Genomic DNA, 15,022 nt, shown 5'->3' with positions numbered 1-15,022 from the left:
ACTACTTGTTCGAACTTTGTGCGCGCGAGCGCGACCATCATGAGGTCAAGGGATGAACCCCGTTGTCGTTGCTGTCGCTATCACCGGCTCCGTTCCGCGCAAAAAGGACAATCCGGCGGTGCCGATTCTGCCGTCCGAACAGATTGAGTCGACGCAACAAGCCTTCGAGGTAGGCGCCACGCTTGCCCATATCCATGTTCGCAACGACGATGAGACGCCGTCCTCCGACCCCGAGCGCTTTGCCCTGGTGCAGCAGGGGATCAGGAAGCATTGCCCGGGGATGATCGTGCAGTTCTCGACCGGCGGGCGCGGCCGCGATCCCTCGGCGCGTGGATCATCGCTCTATTTGAAGCCGGACATGGCCTCGCTCTCCACCGGATCGGTGAATTTTCCGACGATCGTCTATGAGAACAGCGCTGCCCTCGTCGACACTCTCGCCAGCGGCATGAAGACGAATGGCATCCGCCCGGAAATCGAGATCTTCGATCTGTCGCATCTGCATGGGGCGCGCCGCCTGATCGAGGCGGGGCTGATGGACGCGCGTCCGCACGTGCAATTCGTCATGGGCGTCAAGAACGCGATGCCCGCGGACGAGCATGTCCTCGACATCCTCCTGGGCGAGCTCAGGCGGCTGATCCCGCAAGCGACCTGGACCGCGGCCGGGATCGGACGCCATCAGGCCGAGGTGATGGACTGGGCGCTCGCGCGTGGCGCCGACGCGGTTCGCACCGGGCTCGAGGACAATATCAGGGTCGACAAGACGCGCCTCGCCGCCAGCAACGCGGAGCTCGTGACCATCGCCGCCGAAGCTGTCACGCGCCACGGCCGGCGCGTCGCGACCGCAGCCGAGGCGCGGTCCCTGCTTGGGCTCGTGGGATAGGGGGCTACTGCCTCCTCCTGACATGCTTCTGGCTGCCTTCTGCCATTCGGAACCGACATTCCCGTGAGCTGAGTCTCCGGGTAAGACAAAGCTCACAGGCGTGATCGGCGCCTGCCGGGCAGGCGACGAGTGGAATGCGGATCTTGAAATCTGACAGCAGGCTCATCGGGGTCCTGCTGGTGCTGGCAATCACCCAACTCATTGGATGGGGTACGATCGGCCTTCCGGCCGTGGTCGGCCGCGATCTCGGGGCCGACCTCGGCCTGAGCCTGCCGGCGGTATTTGCGGGCAGCTCGGTCCTCTATGTCACCATGGGCCTGTGCGCGCCCTGGCTCGCCAAGGCCTTTGCGCGGCACGGTGCGCGCAAGGTGATGATGGTCGGCACTATTGTTTCCGTGCCGGGCTACATCGTCCTGTTCTTCGCGCGGGACCCGGTGCTCTATTTCGCCGGCTGGGTCGTTCTCGGCATGGGCGGCAGCGCCACCTTGTCGACCGGCGCCTATATCATGCTGAACGAGGTCGCCGGACGGGGCGCCAAGAACGCGATCGGCGGGCTGATGCTGGTGACGGGTCTCTCCAGCAGCATCTTCTGGCCGACCACGTCGTTCCTCAGCGCCTGGCTCGGCTGGCGCGGGACCTGTCTCGTCTATGCGGCGATGCTGCTCGCCATCAACCTTCCGCTCTATGCGTTTGTCGCACCGCGCCGGAAAATTGCGACGGACGATGGTGGCGAGGCCGTCAGGGCTGCGCCGCCGCCCGCGATTCCAAGAAGCACCTTCGGTCTCGTCGTCTGCGTGATCACGATGAATGCCTTCGTCAATTTCGGCATCGGTGCCATCCTGATCGAGCTGCTGCGGGCGGAGGGCCTTGCGCCGGCGCAGGCGCTTGCATTTGGCTCGATGCTCGGCGTGATCCAGGTCAGCGCCCGCGGCCTCGATTTCCTCGGCGGTGGCCGGTGGGACGGCATCACCACCGGCCTCGTCGCCGGCACCGCGCTTCCCGTCGCCATGGTGCTGCTGATGCTGAGCGAGGGCGCGACCTGGGCGGTTGCGGTCTTCATCCTGCTCTATGGTGCCGGCAGCGGCGCGATGGCGGTGGCGCGGGCGACGATCCCGCTCGTGTTCTACGACCAAGCCGAATTCGCCAAGGCGATGTCGATGATCGCGCTGCCGCTCAATCTGGCGTCCGCGATCTCGCCGCCGCTTCTCGCCGGCCTGCTCACCCAGTTCGGAAGCCGCGGCGCACTTGGGCTCACTTTGGCCTTTTCCTGCGCGACGGTGCTGATTCTGATCCTACTGGGCCGACGACGCCCGCACTTGGCCGCGGCAGCCGCGACCTGAGCTCGACCGGATAATATTCGCAACGCGGAATTGGGCGTCGCGGGCTACCTCTGCTGCGGGACGGGGGATGGCCGTATGCCCAGCGCGCAGTGCTCGGGGCCCCAAAATGGTGTATCCGCAAGGAGCGCGGGCCGCGATCGCCGCCGCGCCAAGATCCAGTTCCCCGGAGGAAATCGACATGTCGGCCCTGCCGCTCTCAGGCATCAAGATCCTTGATCTCACGCGCGTGCTCGCCGGGCCCTTGTCGGCTCAGATGCTGGGCGATCTCGGCGCCGACGTGATCAAGATCGAGCGGCCCGGCAGCGGCGACGACGCGCGCGCCTTCGGGCCGCCCTATCTGACCGATCCCGAGGGCAAGGCGAACAACAACAATTCGTTCTATCTCTGCGCCAACCGCAACAAGAAGTCGGTCACGGTCAACATCGCCAAGCCCGAGGGGCAGGCGATCATCCGCGAGCTCGCCAAAGACGTCGACGTCTTCATGGAGAACTACAAGGTCGGCGATCTCAAGCGCTACGGCCTGGACTACGAGACGATCAAGGCGATTAATCCCACGATCATCTATTGCTCGGTGACCGGCTTCGGCCAGACCGGCCCCTACGCGCCGCGCGCCGGCTATGATGCGATTCTGCAGGCGATGGGCGGCTTGATGAGCGTCACCGGCCACATCGACGGCGAACCTGGCGAGGGCCCGATGAAGGTCGGCCCGTCGATCGTCGACTACATGACCGGCATGAACACCTCGATCGGGCTTTTGTCGGCGCTCTACCATCGCGACGCCAATGGCGGGCAGGGGCAGCACATCGACGTCTGCCTGTTCGACACCGTCATCGCGTCGCTGTCGCACTGGCTGCAGATCTACCTCGTCAACGGCAAGATGCCCCCGCGCCGCGGCACCTGGGGTAATGGCGGCATGCCGGCCGGCGTGTTCCGCTGCACCGATGGCGAATTGATGCTGGTGGTCGGCAATGACGGCCAGTTCCAGCGCACTTGCGCCGTGCTCGGCCAGCCTGAGCTGGCCAACGACAAGCGCTTCATCAAGAACAACGACCGCGTCGTGCACGGCAAGGAGATCATGGCGATCTTCGCCGGCCTGTTCCTGACCAAGCCGGTGGCCTATTGGCTGGACAAGCTCGAAGAGGCCGGCGTGCCGTCGGGCCCGATCAACAATTTCGAGCAGGTGTTTTCCGATCCGCACGTGCAGTCGCGCGGCATGCGGGTGAAGGTCGACCATCCCTTCGAGCCCGATCTGTCGCTGATCCGCAACGCGCTGACCTTCTCGGAGACCCCGATCAAGACCTACCGCGCGCCGCCGCTGCTCGGCGAGCACACCCAGGAGGTGCTCGGCGGCAAGCTCGGCTACGATGCGGGGAAGATCGAGGAGCTGAAGAAGCAGGGGATTATCTGATTTCATGACCGGCAAAACCATCATCACCTGCGCGATCACGGGCAACCTGACAAAACCCGAGCAGTCGCCGTATCTGCCCATCACGCCCGAGCAGATCGCGACATCCGCGCTGGAGGCGGCAGAAGCCGGCGCTGCGATCGCCCACATCCATGTGCGCGACCCCGCCACGGGGCGGCCGTCGATGTCGATCGATCTCTATCGCGACGTCGTGGAAAGCATCCGTGCCCGCAACAAAAGCCTGGTCATCAACCTCACGACCGGCCCTGGCGGTCGTTTCGTGCCCTCGGTCGAGGATCCCCGCGTCGCCGGCCCCGGCACCACACTGCTCCAGCCGGAAAAGCGCGTCGAGCATATCGAGCTCCTGAAGCCCGATATCTGCACGCTCGACCTCAACACCATGAATTCCGGCGGCGAGGTCGTGATCAACACGCCGCGCAATGTCCGCATCATGGCCGAACGCATGAAGGCCGCCGGCGTGCTGCCGGAGATCGAGCTGTTCGATTCCGGCGACTGCCATCTGGCGCGCGACATGCTTGCAGACGGCTCGCTGAAGGGGCCGGGCCTGTTCTCGCTTGTGCTCGGCGTGAAGTATGGCTTCTCCGCCACGCCGGAGACGATGTTCTATGCCCGCAACCTGTTGCCGCCGGGCGCGATCTGGTCCGGCTTCGGCGTCGGCCGCGCCGAATTCCCGATGGTGGCGCAGGCCTGGCTGCTTGGCGGCCATGTCCGCGTCGGCATGGAGGACAATCTCTATATGTCCAAGGGCGTGCTGGCGAAGTCCAATGCCGAGCTGGTCACGCATGCGGCAGGCATCCTGACGAGTCTCGGCGCCAGTGTTGCGACCGCGCAGGACGTGCGCGCGATGCTCGGGCTGGCGTAAAGCCAGGCCGTCGTCGATCAATTATTGACGGAAGCATGACGATCTCGCGGCCTTGCGTGAGGCTTGCGCGCAATCCCCAGATAAACCCGGTCCGTAAACACACAGGCTTCCGCTTCGCGCGCGACTCAGATTCGATCTCTCCCACTGGGTTCGGGAGGGAAGTGCATGTCCTACACGATCGGGTTCCAAGCAAAAGACCAGAAGGCAATTCTGGCCACCGAGGCGGCCACGGCCAACCAGGCTGTCGCGATCATTGCCGCGCTGCGGCAAAGCGCCGAAGAGATCAAGTTCATCCGCTCGCCGCAGGAAGGCGACATGGGCATCGAGATGCTGCTGCTGCTCGCCAAGGAAGAGGCCGAGGAGATGCCGCAGCGGGCCTAGCCTGCGCATAGCAGCCACACTTCGATCAGAAGCGAAACATGCCGGCTGCAATATAATGTAGTCAGGGACCAGTCTCGCTTGAACCGAAGGTGGTGGCCCATGAAACGCGAAGCGCTCCGCGTCGAACCGATCTCGTCCTTTCTCGACCGCGTGAAGGCACCGACCTCGCCAGTGACGCGTGCCGGCAGCATGATCTTCGTCGCCGGCCTCCCACCATTCGACCCGGAGACGGGCGAGATCGGGGGGATGGGAATCGAGCGGCAGAGCGAGATCATCATGGAGCAGATGAAGCTCTGCCTGGAGACGGCCGGCGCGTCGCTCGACAACGTCATGAAGTGCAACGTCTACTGCACCTCGACCAAACATTTCGCCACGTTCAACGCGATCTACGCCCGATACTTCCCGGTCGATCCGCCGGCGCGGATCTTCGTCTGCACGCCGGAATGGTTCGGGCCCTTCGATGTCGAGATCGATTGCATCGCGATGATGTGAGCGGCTAGCGCGCCGCGAGCCGCGACGGCGCCTTGGTTTCGGTCTTGCCCGCCGTCAGCGCCATCGTCGCGACGCTGACGACACGCGCGACCACACCCTCGACGTCGTCAAGATCGCATTTTCCTTCCGACAGCTTTGTCAGGCGCTCGCTCTCGCGGATGGTGTGGTGCGCCATCGCGAGTGCGAAGTTGAGGCCCCAATAGATATCGACGTCGCTGCGGTCGGGCAGGGACCTTCGCATCGCGCCGGCGAATTTCCGCAGATGGTCGATCTCGCGGTTCTTGATGCGGCGGATCGGCGGTACGGATTCGATCGAGGCGCGGATCATGAAGCGCGCCGCGCTGGAGCGCTGGTTCTCCGGGCCTAAGCAGCCGCGCAAGGTCGGGCCGACCAGCGCGCGCAAGATCACCTCGATCGGCGCGCGGCCGCCGCCTTGCTCTTCCGCGGCCTTCAACTCGCGCAGACGCTCGCGGTTGGTCGCGATCGAGCGGGTGACAAATAATTCCGCGATCAGCTCGTCCTTCGAGCCGAAATGATAGTTCACCGCGGCCAGATTGACATTGGCCTCCGCGACGATGTCGCGCAGCGTGACGTCGCCAAAGCCGCGATCGGCATAGAGCCGTTCGGCGGCGGCGAGAATGGCGGACCTTGTATGATCGCTGGGCATGGCGCTCTCCCTGAGGGAGTTGCATTTCAAACAGTTGTATGAAACTATCGTTTGAAGGCCGGGAAAAGTCAATCCGCATGATGGAATTGCGCCGCTACTTAGAGCGGCGCGGGTTCCACGGCCCGCGATCCGCCGAATGGCGCTTGCGGGCCGCGCATTGCGGGAGGACAGTCCGGCGCAAAACAGGCTTTCAAAGCAAGACCGAGGAGCGTCCCATGGATTTCGATCTGTCCACCAAACAGAAGGAATGGCTCGACCGCGTGCAGTCCTTCATGGCCAAGCACGTGCGCCCGGCGGTGCCGATCTATAACGAGCAGGACAAGAGTGGCGAGCGCTGGAAGGTCATCCCGGTCCTCGAGGATCTCAAGAAGAAGGCGAAGGCCGAGGGCCTCTGGAACATGTTCATGCCGCCGAACGAGCATGAGGATGACGAATTCCGCGGCGCGGGATTGACCAATCTCGAATACGCGCTGCTGTCGGAGCAGATGGGCCACATCTCCTGGGCTTCAGAAGTCTTCAACTGCTCCGCGCCCGACACCGGCAACATGGAAGTGTTCATGCGCTACGGCTCCAAGGAGCAGAAGCGCAAATGGCTGCGCCCGCTGATGGATGGTGAGATCCGCTCCGCCTTCCTGATGACGGAACCCGCGGTTGCCTCGTCGGACGCCACCAACATCGAGACCAGCATCGCGCGCGACGGCGATCACTACGTCATCAACGGCCGCAAATGGTGGTCGTCCGGCGTCGGCGATCCCCGCTGCAAGATCGCGATCCTGATGGGCAAGACCGATTTCAACGCCGCAAAACATCAGCAGCAGTCGCAGATCCTGGTTCCGCTCGACACGCCCGGCATCAAGGTCGAGAAGATGCTGCCGGTGTTCGGCTTTGACGATGCGCCGCACGGCCACGCCCAGGTGCTGCTCGAGGACGTGCGCGTGCCGAAGGAGAACATCCTGCTCGGCGAGGGCCGCGGCTTCGAGATCGCGCAGGGCCGCCTTGGTCCCGGCCGTATTCACCACTGCATGCGCACCATCGGCAAGGCCGAGGAGGCGCTGGAGAAGATGGTGAAGCGTCTGATGTCGCGCACCGCGTTCGGCAAGAAGATCGTCGAGCACAGTGTGTGGGAGCAGCGCATCGGCGAGGCCCGCACCAACATCGAGATGACGCGTCTTCTGTGCCTCAAGGCCGCGGACATGATGGACAAGGTCGGCAACAAGACCGCGCAGGCGGAGATTGCGATGATCAAGGTCGCAGCGCCCAACATGGCGCTGAAGATCATCGACGAGGCGATCCAGGCGTTCGGCGGTGCCGGCGTCTCGGATGAAGCCGGTCTTGCCAAGGACTATGCCGGCATCCGCACGCTGCGGCTCGCGGATGGTCCGGACGAGGTGCACAATCGCGCCATTGCAAGGTTAGAGGTTCGGAAGTATGCCAATTCTCCCAAGCATTAAGCGGGAGAGGCAGGAAGCGCTCCCGACTTGAAGAAACGACAGGGCATGATCCGCGTCGGATGACCGCTTGACGCAAGTGCGTCAGCGGTTACCGATTAGGATCATGTTCGGACTGAAGAGGGAGCGTCACCGTGGCTGACGGCGTCAGGAAAGACGAAGAGTTCTCGGGCACCAAGCCGGTCGAGGAGCGTCATCGCTTCGACGAGATGCGGCTCGAGGCGTGGCTGCGCGACAACGTCGAAGGCTATGAGGGCCCGCTGGTCGTCCTGCAGTTCAAGGGCGGCCAGTCCAATCCGACCTACCGGCTCAACACGCCGAAGCGCTCCTACGTGATGCGCAGAAAGCCGTTCGGCAAATTGCTGCCGTCGGCGCATGCGGTCGATCGCGAATATCGCGTCATCGCTGCCCTTGGAAAGCAGGGTTTTCCGGTCGCGCACGCCTACGCGCTGTGCCAGGACGACAGCATCATCGGCGCCGCCTTCTACATCATGTCGATGGAAGACGGCCGCGTGTTCTGGGATCCGACGCTGCCGAGCCAGGACAACGATGCGCGCCGGAAAATCTTCACCAGCAAGATCGAGACGCTGGCAAAGCTCCACATGTACGATCCCGCCGCGATCGGTCTCGGCGATTTCGGCAAGCCCGGCAATTATTTTGCGCGCCAGATCGACCGCTGGACCAAGCAGTATCGTGCGTCCGAGACCCAGCACATTCCGGAATTCGAGAAGGTCGCCGAATGGCTGCCGAAGACCGTGCCGGAGCAGGCGCGCGTCTCGATCGTCCACGGCGACTATCGCCTCGACAACATGATTTTCCACCCGACGGAACCGCGCGTGCAGGCCGTGCTGGACTGGGAGCTGTCGACGCTCGGCGATCCCATGGCCGACTTCACCTATCTGTTGATGCAATGGGTCATGCCGGGTCTGCACGGCGCCGACCTCAAGTCGCTCAACATCCCGAGCGTCGAGGAAGCCGCGCAGATCTATTGCAACGTCACCAAGATGACGGTGCCCGATCTCAACTGGTATTTTGCCTACAATCTGTTCCGCCTCGCCGGCATCACGCAGGGAATCGCCGGGCGTGTCCGCGACGGCACTGCGGCGAATGCCAAGGCGCTGGAGTCCGCCAAGCGCACCGTGCCGCTGTCAAAGGCGTCGTGGGAGTACGCGCAGAAGGCAGGCGCGGTGTAGGAGAGACAAGGGCGCGGCTGGGGTCGCGCCTTTTTGCTTTGAGTTCGCGATGCTTCAACATTCTCCGTCATTGCGAGCGACTTGTCCGCCGTAGCTCGAAGAGCGAAGGCGGAAGCGAAGCAATCCAGAACTTTCCGCAGCGGCAGTCTGGATTGCTTCGTCGCAAGAGCTCCTCGCAATGACGGGGAGGCGCGCATGCAGCTTGTCCCGCCACCAAGCCTGACCATATCTCCTCCGCAAGGAGACGGTCATGATCCAGCAACTGCGCATCTACGAAATCTTCGAAAAGAATAAGGCTGCATTCCACGCCCGGTTTCGCGACCACGCCGCGCGCATCATGCGAACCAGATACGGCTTTCACATCGTCGCGATGTGGGAGACGAAATTCGGCGATCGCACCGAGTTCGCCTATCTTCTGGAGTGGCCGGACGAGGCGGCCAAGATTTCGGCGTGGGCGGCGTTCATGGCCGATGCCGAGTGGGCCGAGATCAAGCGGGTGACTCATGGCGAGCACGGCCTGATGGTTGACCAGATCGAGGACCGCCTGCTCGTGCCGGTGGATTATTCGCCGTCGCTCAGCCTGTCACACTAATTGGCTCTCAGGATCACGCACATGATCGACCACGCCACTCTCGTCACCTACATCCTGATCGTGCTCGGCTTCGTCTTCATTCCCGGCCCGGCCACTCTGCTCACCATGGCGCGCGCCGCAAGCTCGGGAACCAAGGTCGGCATCGCGACGGGCGCGGGGATTGCTGCGGGTGACGTGATCCACACCTCGATGGCGATCGTCGGGTTGTCGGCGATCATCGCAACCTCCTCGCTCCTGTTCAGCACCGTCAAATATGCGGGCGCAGGCTTTCTGATCTACCTCGGCATTCGCGCCATGCTCGACAAGGCGCCGATCAGGCTGGACGATGGCACTCCCACGATCAGCGCGGGCCGCGCCTTCCGGCAGGCCGTGCTGACCGAAGTGCTCAATCCCAAGACCGCACTGTTCTTCCTCGCCTTCCTGCCACAGTTTGTCCGGCCGGAGAACGGTTCGATCGCGCTTCAGCTCGCGATCCTCGGCATCGTCTTCGTGCTGCTCGGCCTGCTCAGTACCGTCGTATTCGCCGTCGGCGCGGGCCGTCTCGGCAATTTCCTGCGCCGCCATCCGGCCGTCGTGAAGTGGCAGGGTAAGGTGGTCGGGACCATCTACTGCGCCGTTGGCGTCCGGCTGGCCTTGCAGGAGCGCTGAGGCGCGGCGCGCTTCGGTAGCCCAGATCTGTAGGGCGGATTAGCGAAGCGTAATCCGCCGCTCGCGCGATCCGAGAGATGCTCTCGTAGGGTGGGCAAAAGCGCGTAGCGCTGTGCCCACCATCTGTCCGCACTCGTGGTGAAAATGGTGGGCACGCTTCGCTTTGCGCACCCTACAGCACCGTCGTTTACGACTCCGCTTTCGCGCAATGCGCGATCAGTCTCTCCACGAACCCTGCGCACTTCTCCAGCTCGGCCATCGCCACGAACTCATCCGGCGTATGCGCCTGCGCGATCGATCCGGGGCCGATCACCACTGACGGGATATCGGCCATGTTGGCGAACAAGCTCGCCTCGGTGCCGAAGGCCACCTTGGCGTGGTCGTTGCGGCCGGCGAGTTGCTTGGCCAGCGTGACGATGGCGGCATCGGCCTTGGTGTCGAGGGCGGGGTAATCGAGGATCTCCTCGAAATCGATGCCGCACTCGGGGCTCCTGGCTTTCATCGCGGGCTCGAGCTCGGCTTTGGCCCAGGCGACGATCGCATCCGTCACCTCCTTGGACTCGGGGATGCCGATGCCGCGGCATTCGAAATCCACGGTGCAGGTGTCGGGCACGATGTTCAGCGCGGCGCCGCCATGCACGATGCTGGTCAGCAGCGTCGAATGCGGGACATCGTAGAGACTGTTGCGCTCGACCTCGCTTGCGAGCTTCACCGCGCGGCGGCGGATCTCGGTGATCAGCTCGGCGGCGTATTCGATGGCATTGACGCCGTCCGGCGCGATCGAGGAGTGGCGGGCAACGCCGTGGAACGTCGCGCGCACGCCGTGCTTGCCCTTGTGGCCGATGATGACCTTCATCTCGGTCGGCTCCCCGATGAAGGCGCCGAGCGGCCCGACCTTCTTCTTCGCGACCTCGGCAAGCATCGGCCGCACGCCGACGCAGCCGATCTCCTCGTCATAGGAGATCGCAAGATGGATCGGCGTCGTCAGCTTCGCTTCCAGCATCTCCGGCACCATCGCGAGGCACACCGCGATAAATCCCTTCATGTCGGTGGTGCCGCGGCCGTAAAGCTTGCCGTCGCGCTCGACCAGCTTGAACGGATCATGGCTCCAGTCCTGGCCGACGACCGGCACGACGTCGGTATGGCCCGACAGCACGAAGCCCGGACGATCCTCGGGGCCAATGGTGACCCACAGCGAGGCCTTCTTGCCGGTCTCGTCGGTGATGCGCTCGGCTTTGATGCCGAGGAAGGCGAGATAGCTCTCGATATGGGCGATCAGGGGCAAATTGGGGCGATCGCTGATCGTGTCGAAGCCGACGAGGTCGGCAAGGGCGTTGCGGATGCGGTCGGGTCTTGAGCTCGGGAAGATCGGGTTGGGCATTTCAGGTTGACTCGCTGGGTTTGGAGTACGGGCTCTCCGGCTGTTCAGTCCGGATGAAGTTGGCGAGGGAGCGCGCGGCTGGCGTCAGTGATCCCCGCGCGGGAACGACGACAGCGGTTTCGAGCGTCATCTTGAGATCCAGCGGGCGGAACACCATGGACTTCTCGGGACGCAGCTCGAGCGGGAAGGGATTGAGGATCGTGATCCCGAGGCCGGCGCGGACCATCTCGACCAGGAAGGTCGAGGTCGAGGCTTCCGCGACGACCAGGGGTTCGGCGCGGACCGCGGCAAAGGCGGCATCGAGCTTGTTGCGCAGGGGAAAGCGGCGGCTCAGCGCGATCATGCGCTCACCGGCGAGATCGCCGATCGCAAGCTCGGAGCGCGCAGCCAAGGGGTGCCGTTTCGGCAAGAGCACGTGCGGGCGGGCCTGCCGGAAGATTTCCAGCCGCACGCCATCGTGCGAGGCGGCCTGGTCGACCAGACCAAGATCGGCGCTGCCGTCGGCAACGGCGCCGAGGCAGTCGGTCGATTTGCCGATCTCGACGTGAACGCGCATGCCCGGCTCGCGCGCGATGAAGCGTGCCAAGAGCGGCGCGAGGAAGAAATTAGCAAGCGTCGGCGGCGCTGCGACCCGGATCGTGGTGGCGCCATCGCTGCGGGGCGCGGCGAGCTGATCGAGCAGGTCGAACACGACGGCCGCGCGCGCCTCCAGTGCCAGCGCTTCCGCGGTCGGCGCGAGGCGGCCGTTGCGGCGCGCGAACAGGGGCTGGCCGAGCCGCGCCTCCAGGCTCGCGATCGCGCGCGACACCGACGGCTGCGACGTGCCGAGCTGGCGCGCGGCTTGCGTCGTCTTGCCGGTCGCGATCATCGCCCGTAGCGCCTCGATCTCGCGCAGCGATGGACGAAGTTTGCCGCCGTCGGCGATCTCGGCAGTGTTCGTTTTTCTATTCATTAATCGCATAGAAATTTGAATTGGAAATAAATATTTGCATAGCCTGATCCTGCGTGCAAGCTTTTTGCCCCACGAACAACCGAGGCCGCACGGCGCGGCTACGGAAATTGCAGAGCGAAACGGGGGACAGCGTGAGCGCAATTGCAGAACGTGGGATGACGAGTGAGCGCCAGTCGGTCGGCCGCGCGGCCGTTGCCGCAACCATCGGCAACATGCTCGAATGGTACGACTTCACGATCTATGCCGCGTTCGCGGTGCCGATTTCGAAGGCATTCTTTCCCGCTGACAGCGAGGTGGTGTCGCTGCTGCTCGGCTTCGTCACCTTCGGCATCGGTTTTGTCGCGCGCCCGTTCGGTGCGATCGTGCTCGGCAGCCTTGCCGACAAGCGCGGCCGCCGCGACGCGCTCAGCCTCACCATTCTGTTGATGGCACTCGGCACCGGCATCATCGCGCTGTGCCCGGGTTATGACCGCATCGGGATTGCGGCGCCGATCATCATCCTGCTCGCCCGCATCATCCAGGGCTTTTCGGCGGGCGGTGAGATCGGCGGCGCGGTGTCGACGCTGGTCGAGCACGCGCCGCCTGCGCGCCGCGGGTTCTTCGCGTCGTTCCAGCAGATGTCGCAGGGCGGCTCGACCATGCTGTCGGGCCTCGTTGCGCTGATCATCTCGCTGGCGCTGCCGGCGTCTGCCGTCACCGAATGGGGCTGGCGTCTCGCCTTCGTGGTCGGTCTGCTCATCGCACCGGTCGGACTCTACATCCGCCGCGAGCTCGAGGACGCGCCGCTGTTCAAGTCGTCCGATCACGGCGGGGAAGCGCCGATCCGTACCGTTCTGCGCGACCATTGGCGCACGGTGCTGACGGGCATGTTGGTGGTGATGTTGTGGACGGTGGCGCAATATATCGCGAACTACTTTCCGACCTTTGCCGCGCGCGAGCTGAAGATGTCGCTGTCGCAATCCTATCTCGGCCCGGTGACGGTCGGCACGGTCCTGCTGTTCTGTCCGCTGATCGGCGCGCTGGCCGATCGCTTCCGCCGTCAGCGCATCATGGTCGTCGGCGCAGTCGGGCTTGCGATCGTCGCCTATCCGGCGTTTGCCTACCTGATCGCATCGCCGACGCCGGAGCGTCTGGTCGCGAGCCAGATCGCGGTCGCAATCTTCATGCTGATCTATACGGCGCCGGCCTCGGCGGTGCTGGCCGAACTGTTCCCGACAAAAGTGCGCGCCACCGGCATCTCGCTGACCTACAGCCTCGGCGTTGCCATCTTCGGCGGCTTCACGCCGGCGATCATCACGGCGTTGATCAACTGGACGGGGCGGCCGATCGCGGTGGCGTTCTATCTGGCGGTCGCGGCGTTGATCAGCCTGATGGCGGTGCTGACGCTGAAGGACCGCACCGGGGAGGCGCTGTCGTAGGCCGTCTCAGCGCAGCGCGGAGAGATCCGCGGGCAGCATGCGTTTGAACAGGTCGAGCATCCGGCGTGCGTCCGCTGCTGGCAGCGAGATCGCATGTCGGACTGCGGCCGCGATCTGGATCATCGCCAGTTGCGAGAACGCGGTGAGGGCGGTGGTCGACTGCTTCGGTGCGACGCGATGCAGCGCTTCGCGCAACAGGCCGGCGAGAAAAGCCACATCTTCCTCGTCGATCGCCTGTAGCGTCCGGTCGCCTTGCGTTGCCTGCCAGATGTGATGCATCACCGGGTGATCACGGAACATCTGGTGGTAGCCGTCGGTGATGCGGCAGAGCACCGTGTGCAGGTCGGACAGCTTCTTCATCTCGGTGAGGTCGCGCCGGACGCAGTCGCGACCGATGGCATTGCAGCGCTCGGCGAGCGTCCCGATCACGGCGCTCTTGTCCGGAAAATATTGATAGAGCGAGCCGAAGGCGATGCCGGTGCGCTCGACGATGTCGCTCATCCGGAAAGCGTCGCTGCCTTTCTCGGTGAGGATCTCGGTCGCAGCGGTCAGGATGCGATCGAAACGCTCCCGGCTGCGGTCCTGCGTCGGCACCAGCGGCGTGCGCCGTCCGGCCGCCTGCGTCGCTTTGCCCGTCCTGATCTTCCGTTCCGGCATCCTGATTCCCGCCATCCGCGCTTGACGCCAGAAATAAGAGAGTTTATCGCTTTTATCAAATACGAGAGTTTATCGTATTTAGGGAAGGTGTGGCATGCGGCAGGTTCTGACGAGCGGATTGCTCTGGTTTTCGGCCCTGGGCTGCGGCCTCATGGCCGGCGTCTATTTCGCGTTCTCGACCTTCATCATGACCGCGCTCGGCCGCCTCGACCAGGCCGCCGGCATCGCGGCGATGAACGCCATCAATGTCGACATCGTGCGTTCGCTGTTCATGCCGCTGTTCCTCGGCACCACGATGGCGGGCGCCGCGCTGGTGGTGATGAGCGCATTGCGCCTCGGTGAACCGGGCGCGGCGAGCATGATCGCCGGGGGAGGCCTCTACGTCATCGGCATGTTCGTGGTGACGATGGCATTCAATGTGCCGCTGAACAATGCGCTCGCCGCGGTGCAGCCGTCAGCGCCGGAGGCGGGCGCGGTGTGGGCGGTCTATCTGAAGGATTGGGTGTTCTGGAATCACGTGCGGACGGTGGCGGCGGTGGGAGCGAGTGCGTTGTTCGTCGCTGCGCTCGCTTCGCAGCCGGTCTCGTAGGGCGGGTTAGCGAAGCGTAACCCGCCACTGTTCGTATCCGCAGAGACAGAAGAGGTGGGTTACGCCTTCGGCTAATCTTACTGAGTCACTCGGCCG

At 64.1% G+C, this 15,022-nt stretch carries 16 protein-coding genes; 12 read left to right on the top strand and 4 right to left on the bottom strand.

All coding sequences use genetic code 11. From position 1 onward, the window contains the following. Positions 1 to 52: 52 nt before the first annotated feature. The 6 genes from FXB40_RS44900 to FXB40_RS44875 all read left to right on the top strand — a co-directional run bounded on the left by FXB40_RS44900 (position 53) and on the right by FXB40_RS44875 (position 5,381). Positions 53 to 880 (top strand): 3-oxoadipate:acetyl-CoA acetyltransferase, encoded by an 828-nt coding sequence (locus FXB40_RS44900; protein WP_148778658.1) that lies wholly within the window; start codon positions 53 to 55, stop codon positions 878 to 880. 134 nt (positions 881 to 1,014) lie between these two features. After that, entirely contained in the window at positions 1,015 to 2,220 is a 1,206-nt protein-coding gene (locus FXB40_RS44895) for an MFS transporter (RefSeq protein ID WP_148778656.1), read from the top strand. 178 nt (positions 2,221 to 2,398) lie between these two features. Next, positions 2,399 to 3,628 carry a CaiB/BaiF CoA transferase family protein gene (locus tag FXB40_RS44890; RefSeq protein ID WP_148778655.1) on the top strand — a complete coding sequence of 410 codons (1,230 nt, stop codon included), beginning with the start codon at positions 2,399 to 2,401 and terminating at the stop codon, positions 3,626 to 3,628. Between the two features lie 4 nt (positions 3,629 to 3,632). Further along, positions 3,633 to 4,508 (top strand): beta-keto acid cleavage family enzyme, encoded by an 876-nt coding sequence (locus FXB40_RS44885; RefSeq protein WP_148778654.1) that lies wholly within the window; start codon positions 3,633 to 3,635, stop codon positions 4,506 to 4,508. A gap of 165 nt (positions 4,509 to 4,673) precedes the next feature. After that, the gene (locus FXB40_RS44880; protein WP_148778652.1) at positions 4,674 to 4,889 is read left to right on the top strand and encodes a hypothetical protein; all 216 of its coding nucleotides are present in this window, start codon (positions 4,674 to 4,676) and stop codon (positions 4,887 to 4,889) included. A 99-nt stretch (positions 4,890 to 4,988) separates the two neighbouring features. Further along, a complete protein-coding gene (locus FXB40_RS44875) occupies positions 4,989 to 5,381 on the top strand; it encodes a RidA family protein (protein ID WP_148778651.1) in 393 nt (130 codons plus the stop codon). 4 nt (positions 5,382 to 5,385) lie between these two features. Here the strand turns inward: FXB40_RS44875 and FXB40_RS44870 are convergent, their stop codons facing one another. Continuing rightward, positions 5,386 to 6,048, bottom strand: coding sequence for a TetR/AcrR family transcriptional regulator (locus tag FXB40_RS44870; RefSeq protein ID WP_148778649.1), 663 nt, complete (start codon positions 6,046 to 6,048; stop codon positions 5,386 to 5,388). A gap of 215 nt (positions 6,049 to 6,263) precedes the next feature. Here FXB40_RS44870 and FXB40_RS44865 point away from each other — a divergent pair, with 215 nt between their 5' ends. From FXB40_RS44865 to FXB40_RS44850, 4 genes are all read left to right on the top strand, one after another. Next, positions 6,264 to 7,499 carry an acyl-CoA dehydrogenase family protein gene (locus tag FXB40_RS44865; protein ID WP_148778648.1) on the top strand — a complete coding sequence of 412 codons (1,236 nt, stop codon included), beginning with the start codon at positions 6,264 to 6,266 and terminating at the stop codon, positions 7,497 to 7,499. Positions 7,500 to 7,630: 131 nt separating this feature from the next. Continuing rightward, positions 7,631 to 8,689, top strand: a complete 1,059-nt coding sequence (locus FXB40_RS44860) for a phosphotransferase family protein (protein ID WP_148778646.1) — start codon at positions 7,631 to 7,633, stop codon at positions 8,687 to 8,689. Between the two features lie 250 nt (positions 8,690 to 8,939). Further along, positions 8,940 to 9,281 carry an NIPSNAP family protein gene (locus FXB40_RS44855; RefSeq protein ID WP_148778644.1) on the top strand — a complete coding sequence of 114 codons (342 nt, stop codon included), beginning with the start codon at positions 8,940 to 8,942 and terminating at the stop codon, positions 9,279 to 9,281. Between the two features lie 21 nt (positions 9,282 to 9,302). Then, positions 9,303 to 9,929: a LysE family translocator gene (locus FXB40_RS44850; RefSeq protein ID WP_148778643.1), complete on the top strand. Its 627-nt coding sequence runs from the start codon at positions 9,303 to 9,305 to the stop codon at positions 9,927 to 9,929. A gap of 187 nt (positions 9,930 to 10,116) precedes the next feature. Here the strand turns inward: FXB40_RS44850 and argE are convergent, their stop codons facing one another. After that, positions 10,117 to 11,310, bottom strand: a complete 1,194-nt coding sequence (gene argE / locus FXB40_RS44845) for an acetylornithine deacetylase (RefSeq protein ID WP_148778641.1) — start codon at positions 11,308 to 11,310, stop codon at positions 10,117 to 10,119. A gap of 1 nt (position 11,311) precedes the next feature. Further along, complete coding sequence (locus FXB40_RS44840; protein WP_187437567.1) at positions 11,312 to 12,262, bottom strand: LysR family transcriptional regulator; 951 nt, start codon at positions 12,260 to 12,262, stop codon at positions 11,312 to 11,314. Positions 12,263 to 12,417: 155 nt separating this feature from the next. Here FXB40_RS44840 and FXB40_RS44835 point away from each other — a divergent pair, with 155 nt between their 5' ends. Continuing rightward, complete coding sequence (locus FXB40_RS44835; protein ID WP_148778639.1) at positions 12,418 to 13,680, top strand: MFS transporter; 1,263 nt, start codon at positions 12,418 to 12,420, stop codon at positions 13,678 to 13,680. 6 nt (positions 13,681 to 13,686) lie between these two features. Here FXB40_RS44835 and FXB40_RS44830 read toward each other — a convergent pair whose 3' ends face one another. Continuing rightward, positions 13,687 to 14,337 (bottom strand): TetR/AcrR family transcriptional regulator, encoded by a 651-nt coding sequence (locus tag FXB40_RS44830; protein WP_148778638.1) that lies wholly within the window; start codon positions 14,335 to 14,337, stop codon positions 13,687 to 13,689. A 94-nt stretch (positions 14,338 to 14,431) separates the two neighbouring features. Here FXB40_RS44830 and FXB40_RS44825 point away from each other — a divergent pair, with 94 nt between their 5' ends. Continuing rightward, complete coding sequence (locus tag FXB40_RS44825; protein ID WP_148778636.1) at positions 14,432 to 14,926, top strand: anthrone oxygenase family protein; 495 nt, start codon at positions 14,432 to 14,434, stop codon at positions 14,924 to 14,926. Positions 14,927 to 15,022 lie beyond the last annotated feature (96 nt).

Origin of the sequence: Bradyrhizobium rifense, from assembly GCF_008123425.1 — a bacterium.
GTDB lineage: Bacteria > Pseudomonadota > Alphaproteobacteria > Rhizobiales > Xanthobacteraceae > Bradyrhizobium > Bradyrhizobium rifense.
The sequence above is the reverse complement of the archived record's forward strand: the minus strand, read 5'-3'. Positions and strand labels throughout refer to the sequence as shown.

Coding starts and splice junctions, on each gene's coding strand:
- FXB40_RS44900 (WP_148778658.1), top strand. CDS start 53: ATGAACCCCGTTGTCGTTGCTGTCGCTATCACCGGCTCCGTTCCGCGC.
- FXB40_RS44895 (WP_148778656.1), top strand. CDS start 1,015: ATGCGGATCTTGAAATCTGACAGCAGGCTCATCGGGGTCCTGCTGGTG.
- FXB40_RS44890 (WP_148778655.1), top strand. CDS start 2,399: ATGTCGGCCCTGCCGCTCTCAGGCATCAAGATCCTTGATCTCACGCGC.
- FXB40_RS44885 (WP_148778654.1), top strand. CDS start 3,633: ATGACCGGCAAAACCATCATCACCTGCGCGATCACGGGCAACCTGACA.
- FXB40_RS44880 (WP_148778652.1), top strand. CDS start 4,674: ATGTCCTACACGATCGGGTTCCAAGCAAAAGACCAGAAGGCAATTCTG.
- FXB40_RS44875 (WP_148778651.1), top strand. CDS start 4,989: ATGAAACGCGAAGCGCTCCGCGTCGAACCGATCTCGTCCTTTCTCGAC.
- FXB40_RS44870 (WP_148778649.1), bottom strand. CDS start 6,048: ATGCCCAGCGATCATACAAGGTCCGCCATTCTCGCCGCCGCCGAACGG.
- FXB40_RS44865 (WP_148778648.1), top strand. CDS start 6,264: ATGGATTTCGATCTGTCCACCAAACAGAAGGAATGGCTCGACCGCGTG.
- FXB40_RS44855 (WP_148778644.1), top strand. CDS start 8,940: ATGATCCAGCAACTGCGCATCTACGAAATCTTCGAAAAGAATAAGGCT.
- FXB40_RS44850 (WP_148778643.1), top strand. CDS start 9,303: ATGATCGACCACGCCACTCTCGTCACCTACATCCTGATCGTGCTCGGC.
- argE (WP_148778641.1), bottom strand. CDS start 11,310: ATGCCCAACCCGATCTTCCCGAGCTCAAGACCCGACCGCATCCGCAAC.
- FXB40_RS44840 (WP_187437567.1), bottom strand. CDS start 12,262: ATGAATAGAAAAACGAACACTGCCGAGATCGCCGACGGCGGCAAACTT.
- FXB40_RS44835 (WP_148778639.1), top strand. CDS start 12,418: ATGACGAGTGAGCGCCAGTCGGTCGGCCGCGCGGCCGTTGCCGCAACC.
- FXB40_RS44830 (WP_148778638.1), bottom strand. CDS start 14,337: ATGCCGGAACGGAAGATCAGGACGGGCAAAGCGACGCAGGCGGCCGGA.
- FXB40_RS44825 (WP_148778636.1), top strand. CDS start 14,432: ATGCGGCAGGTTCTGACGAGCGGATTGCTCTGGTTTTCGGCCCTGGGC.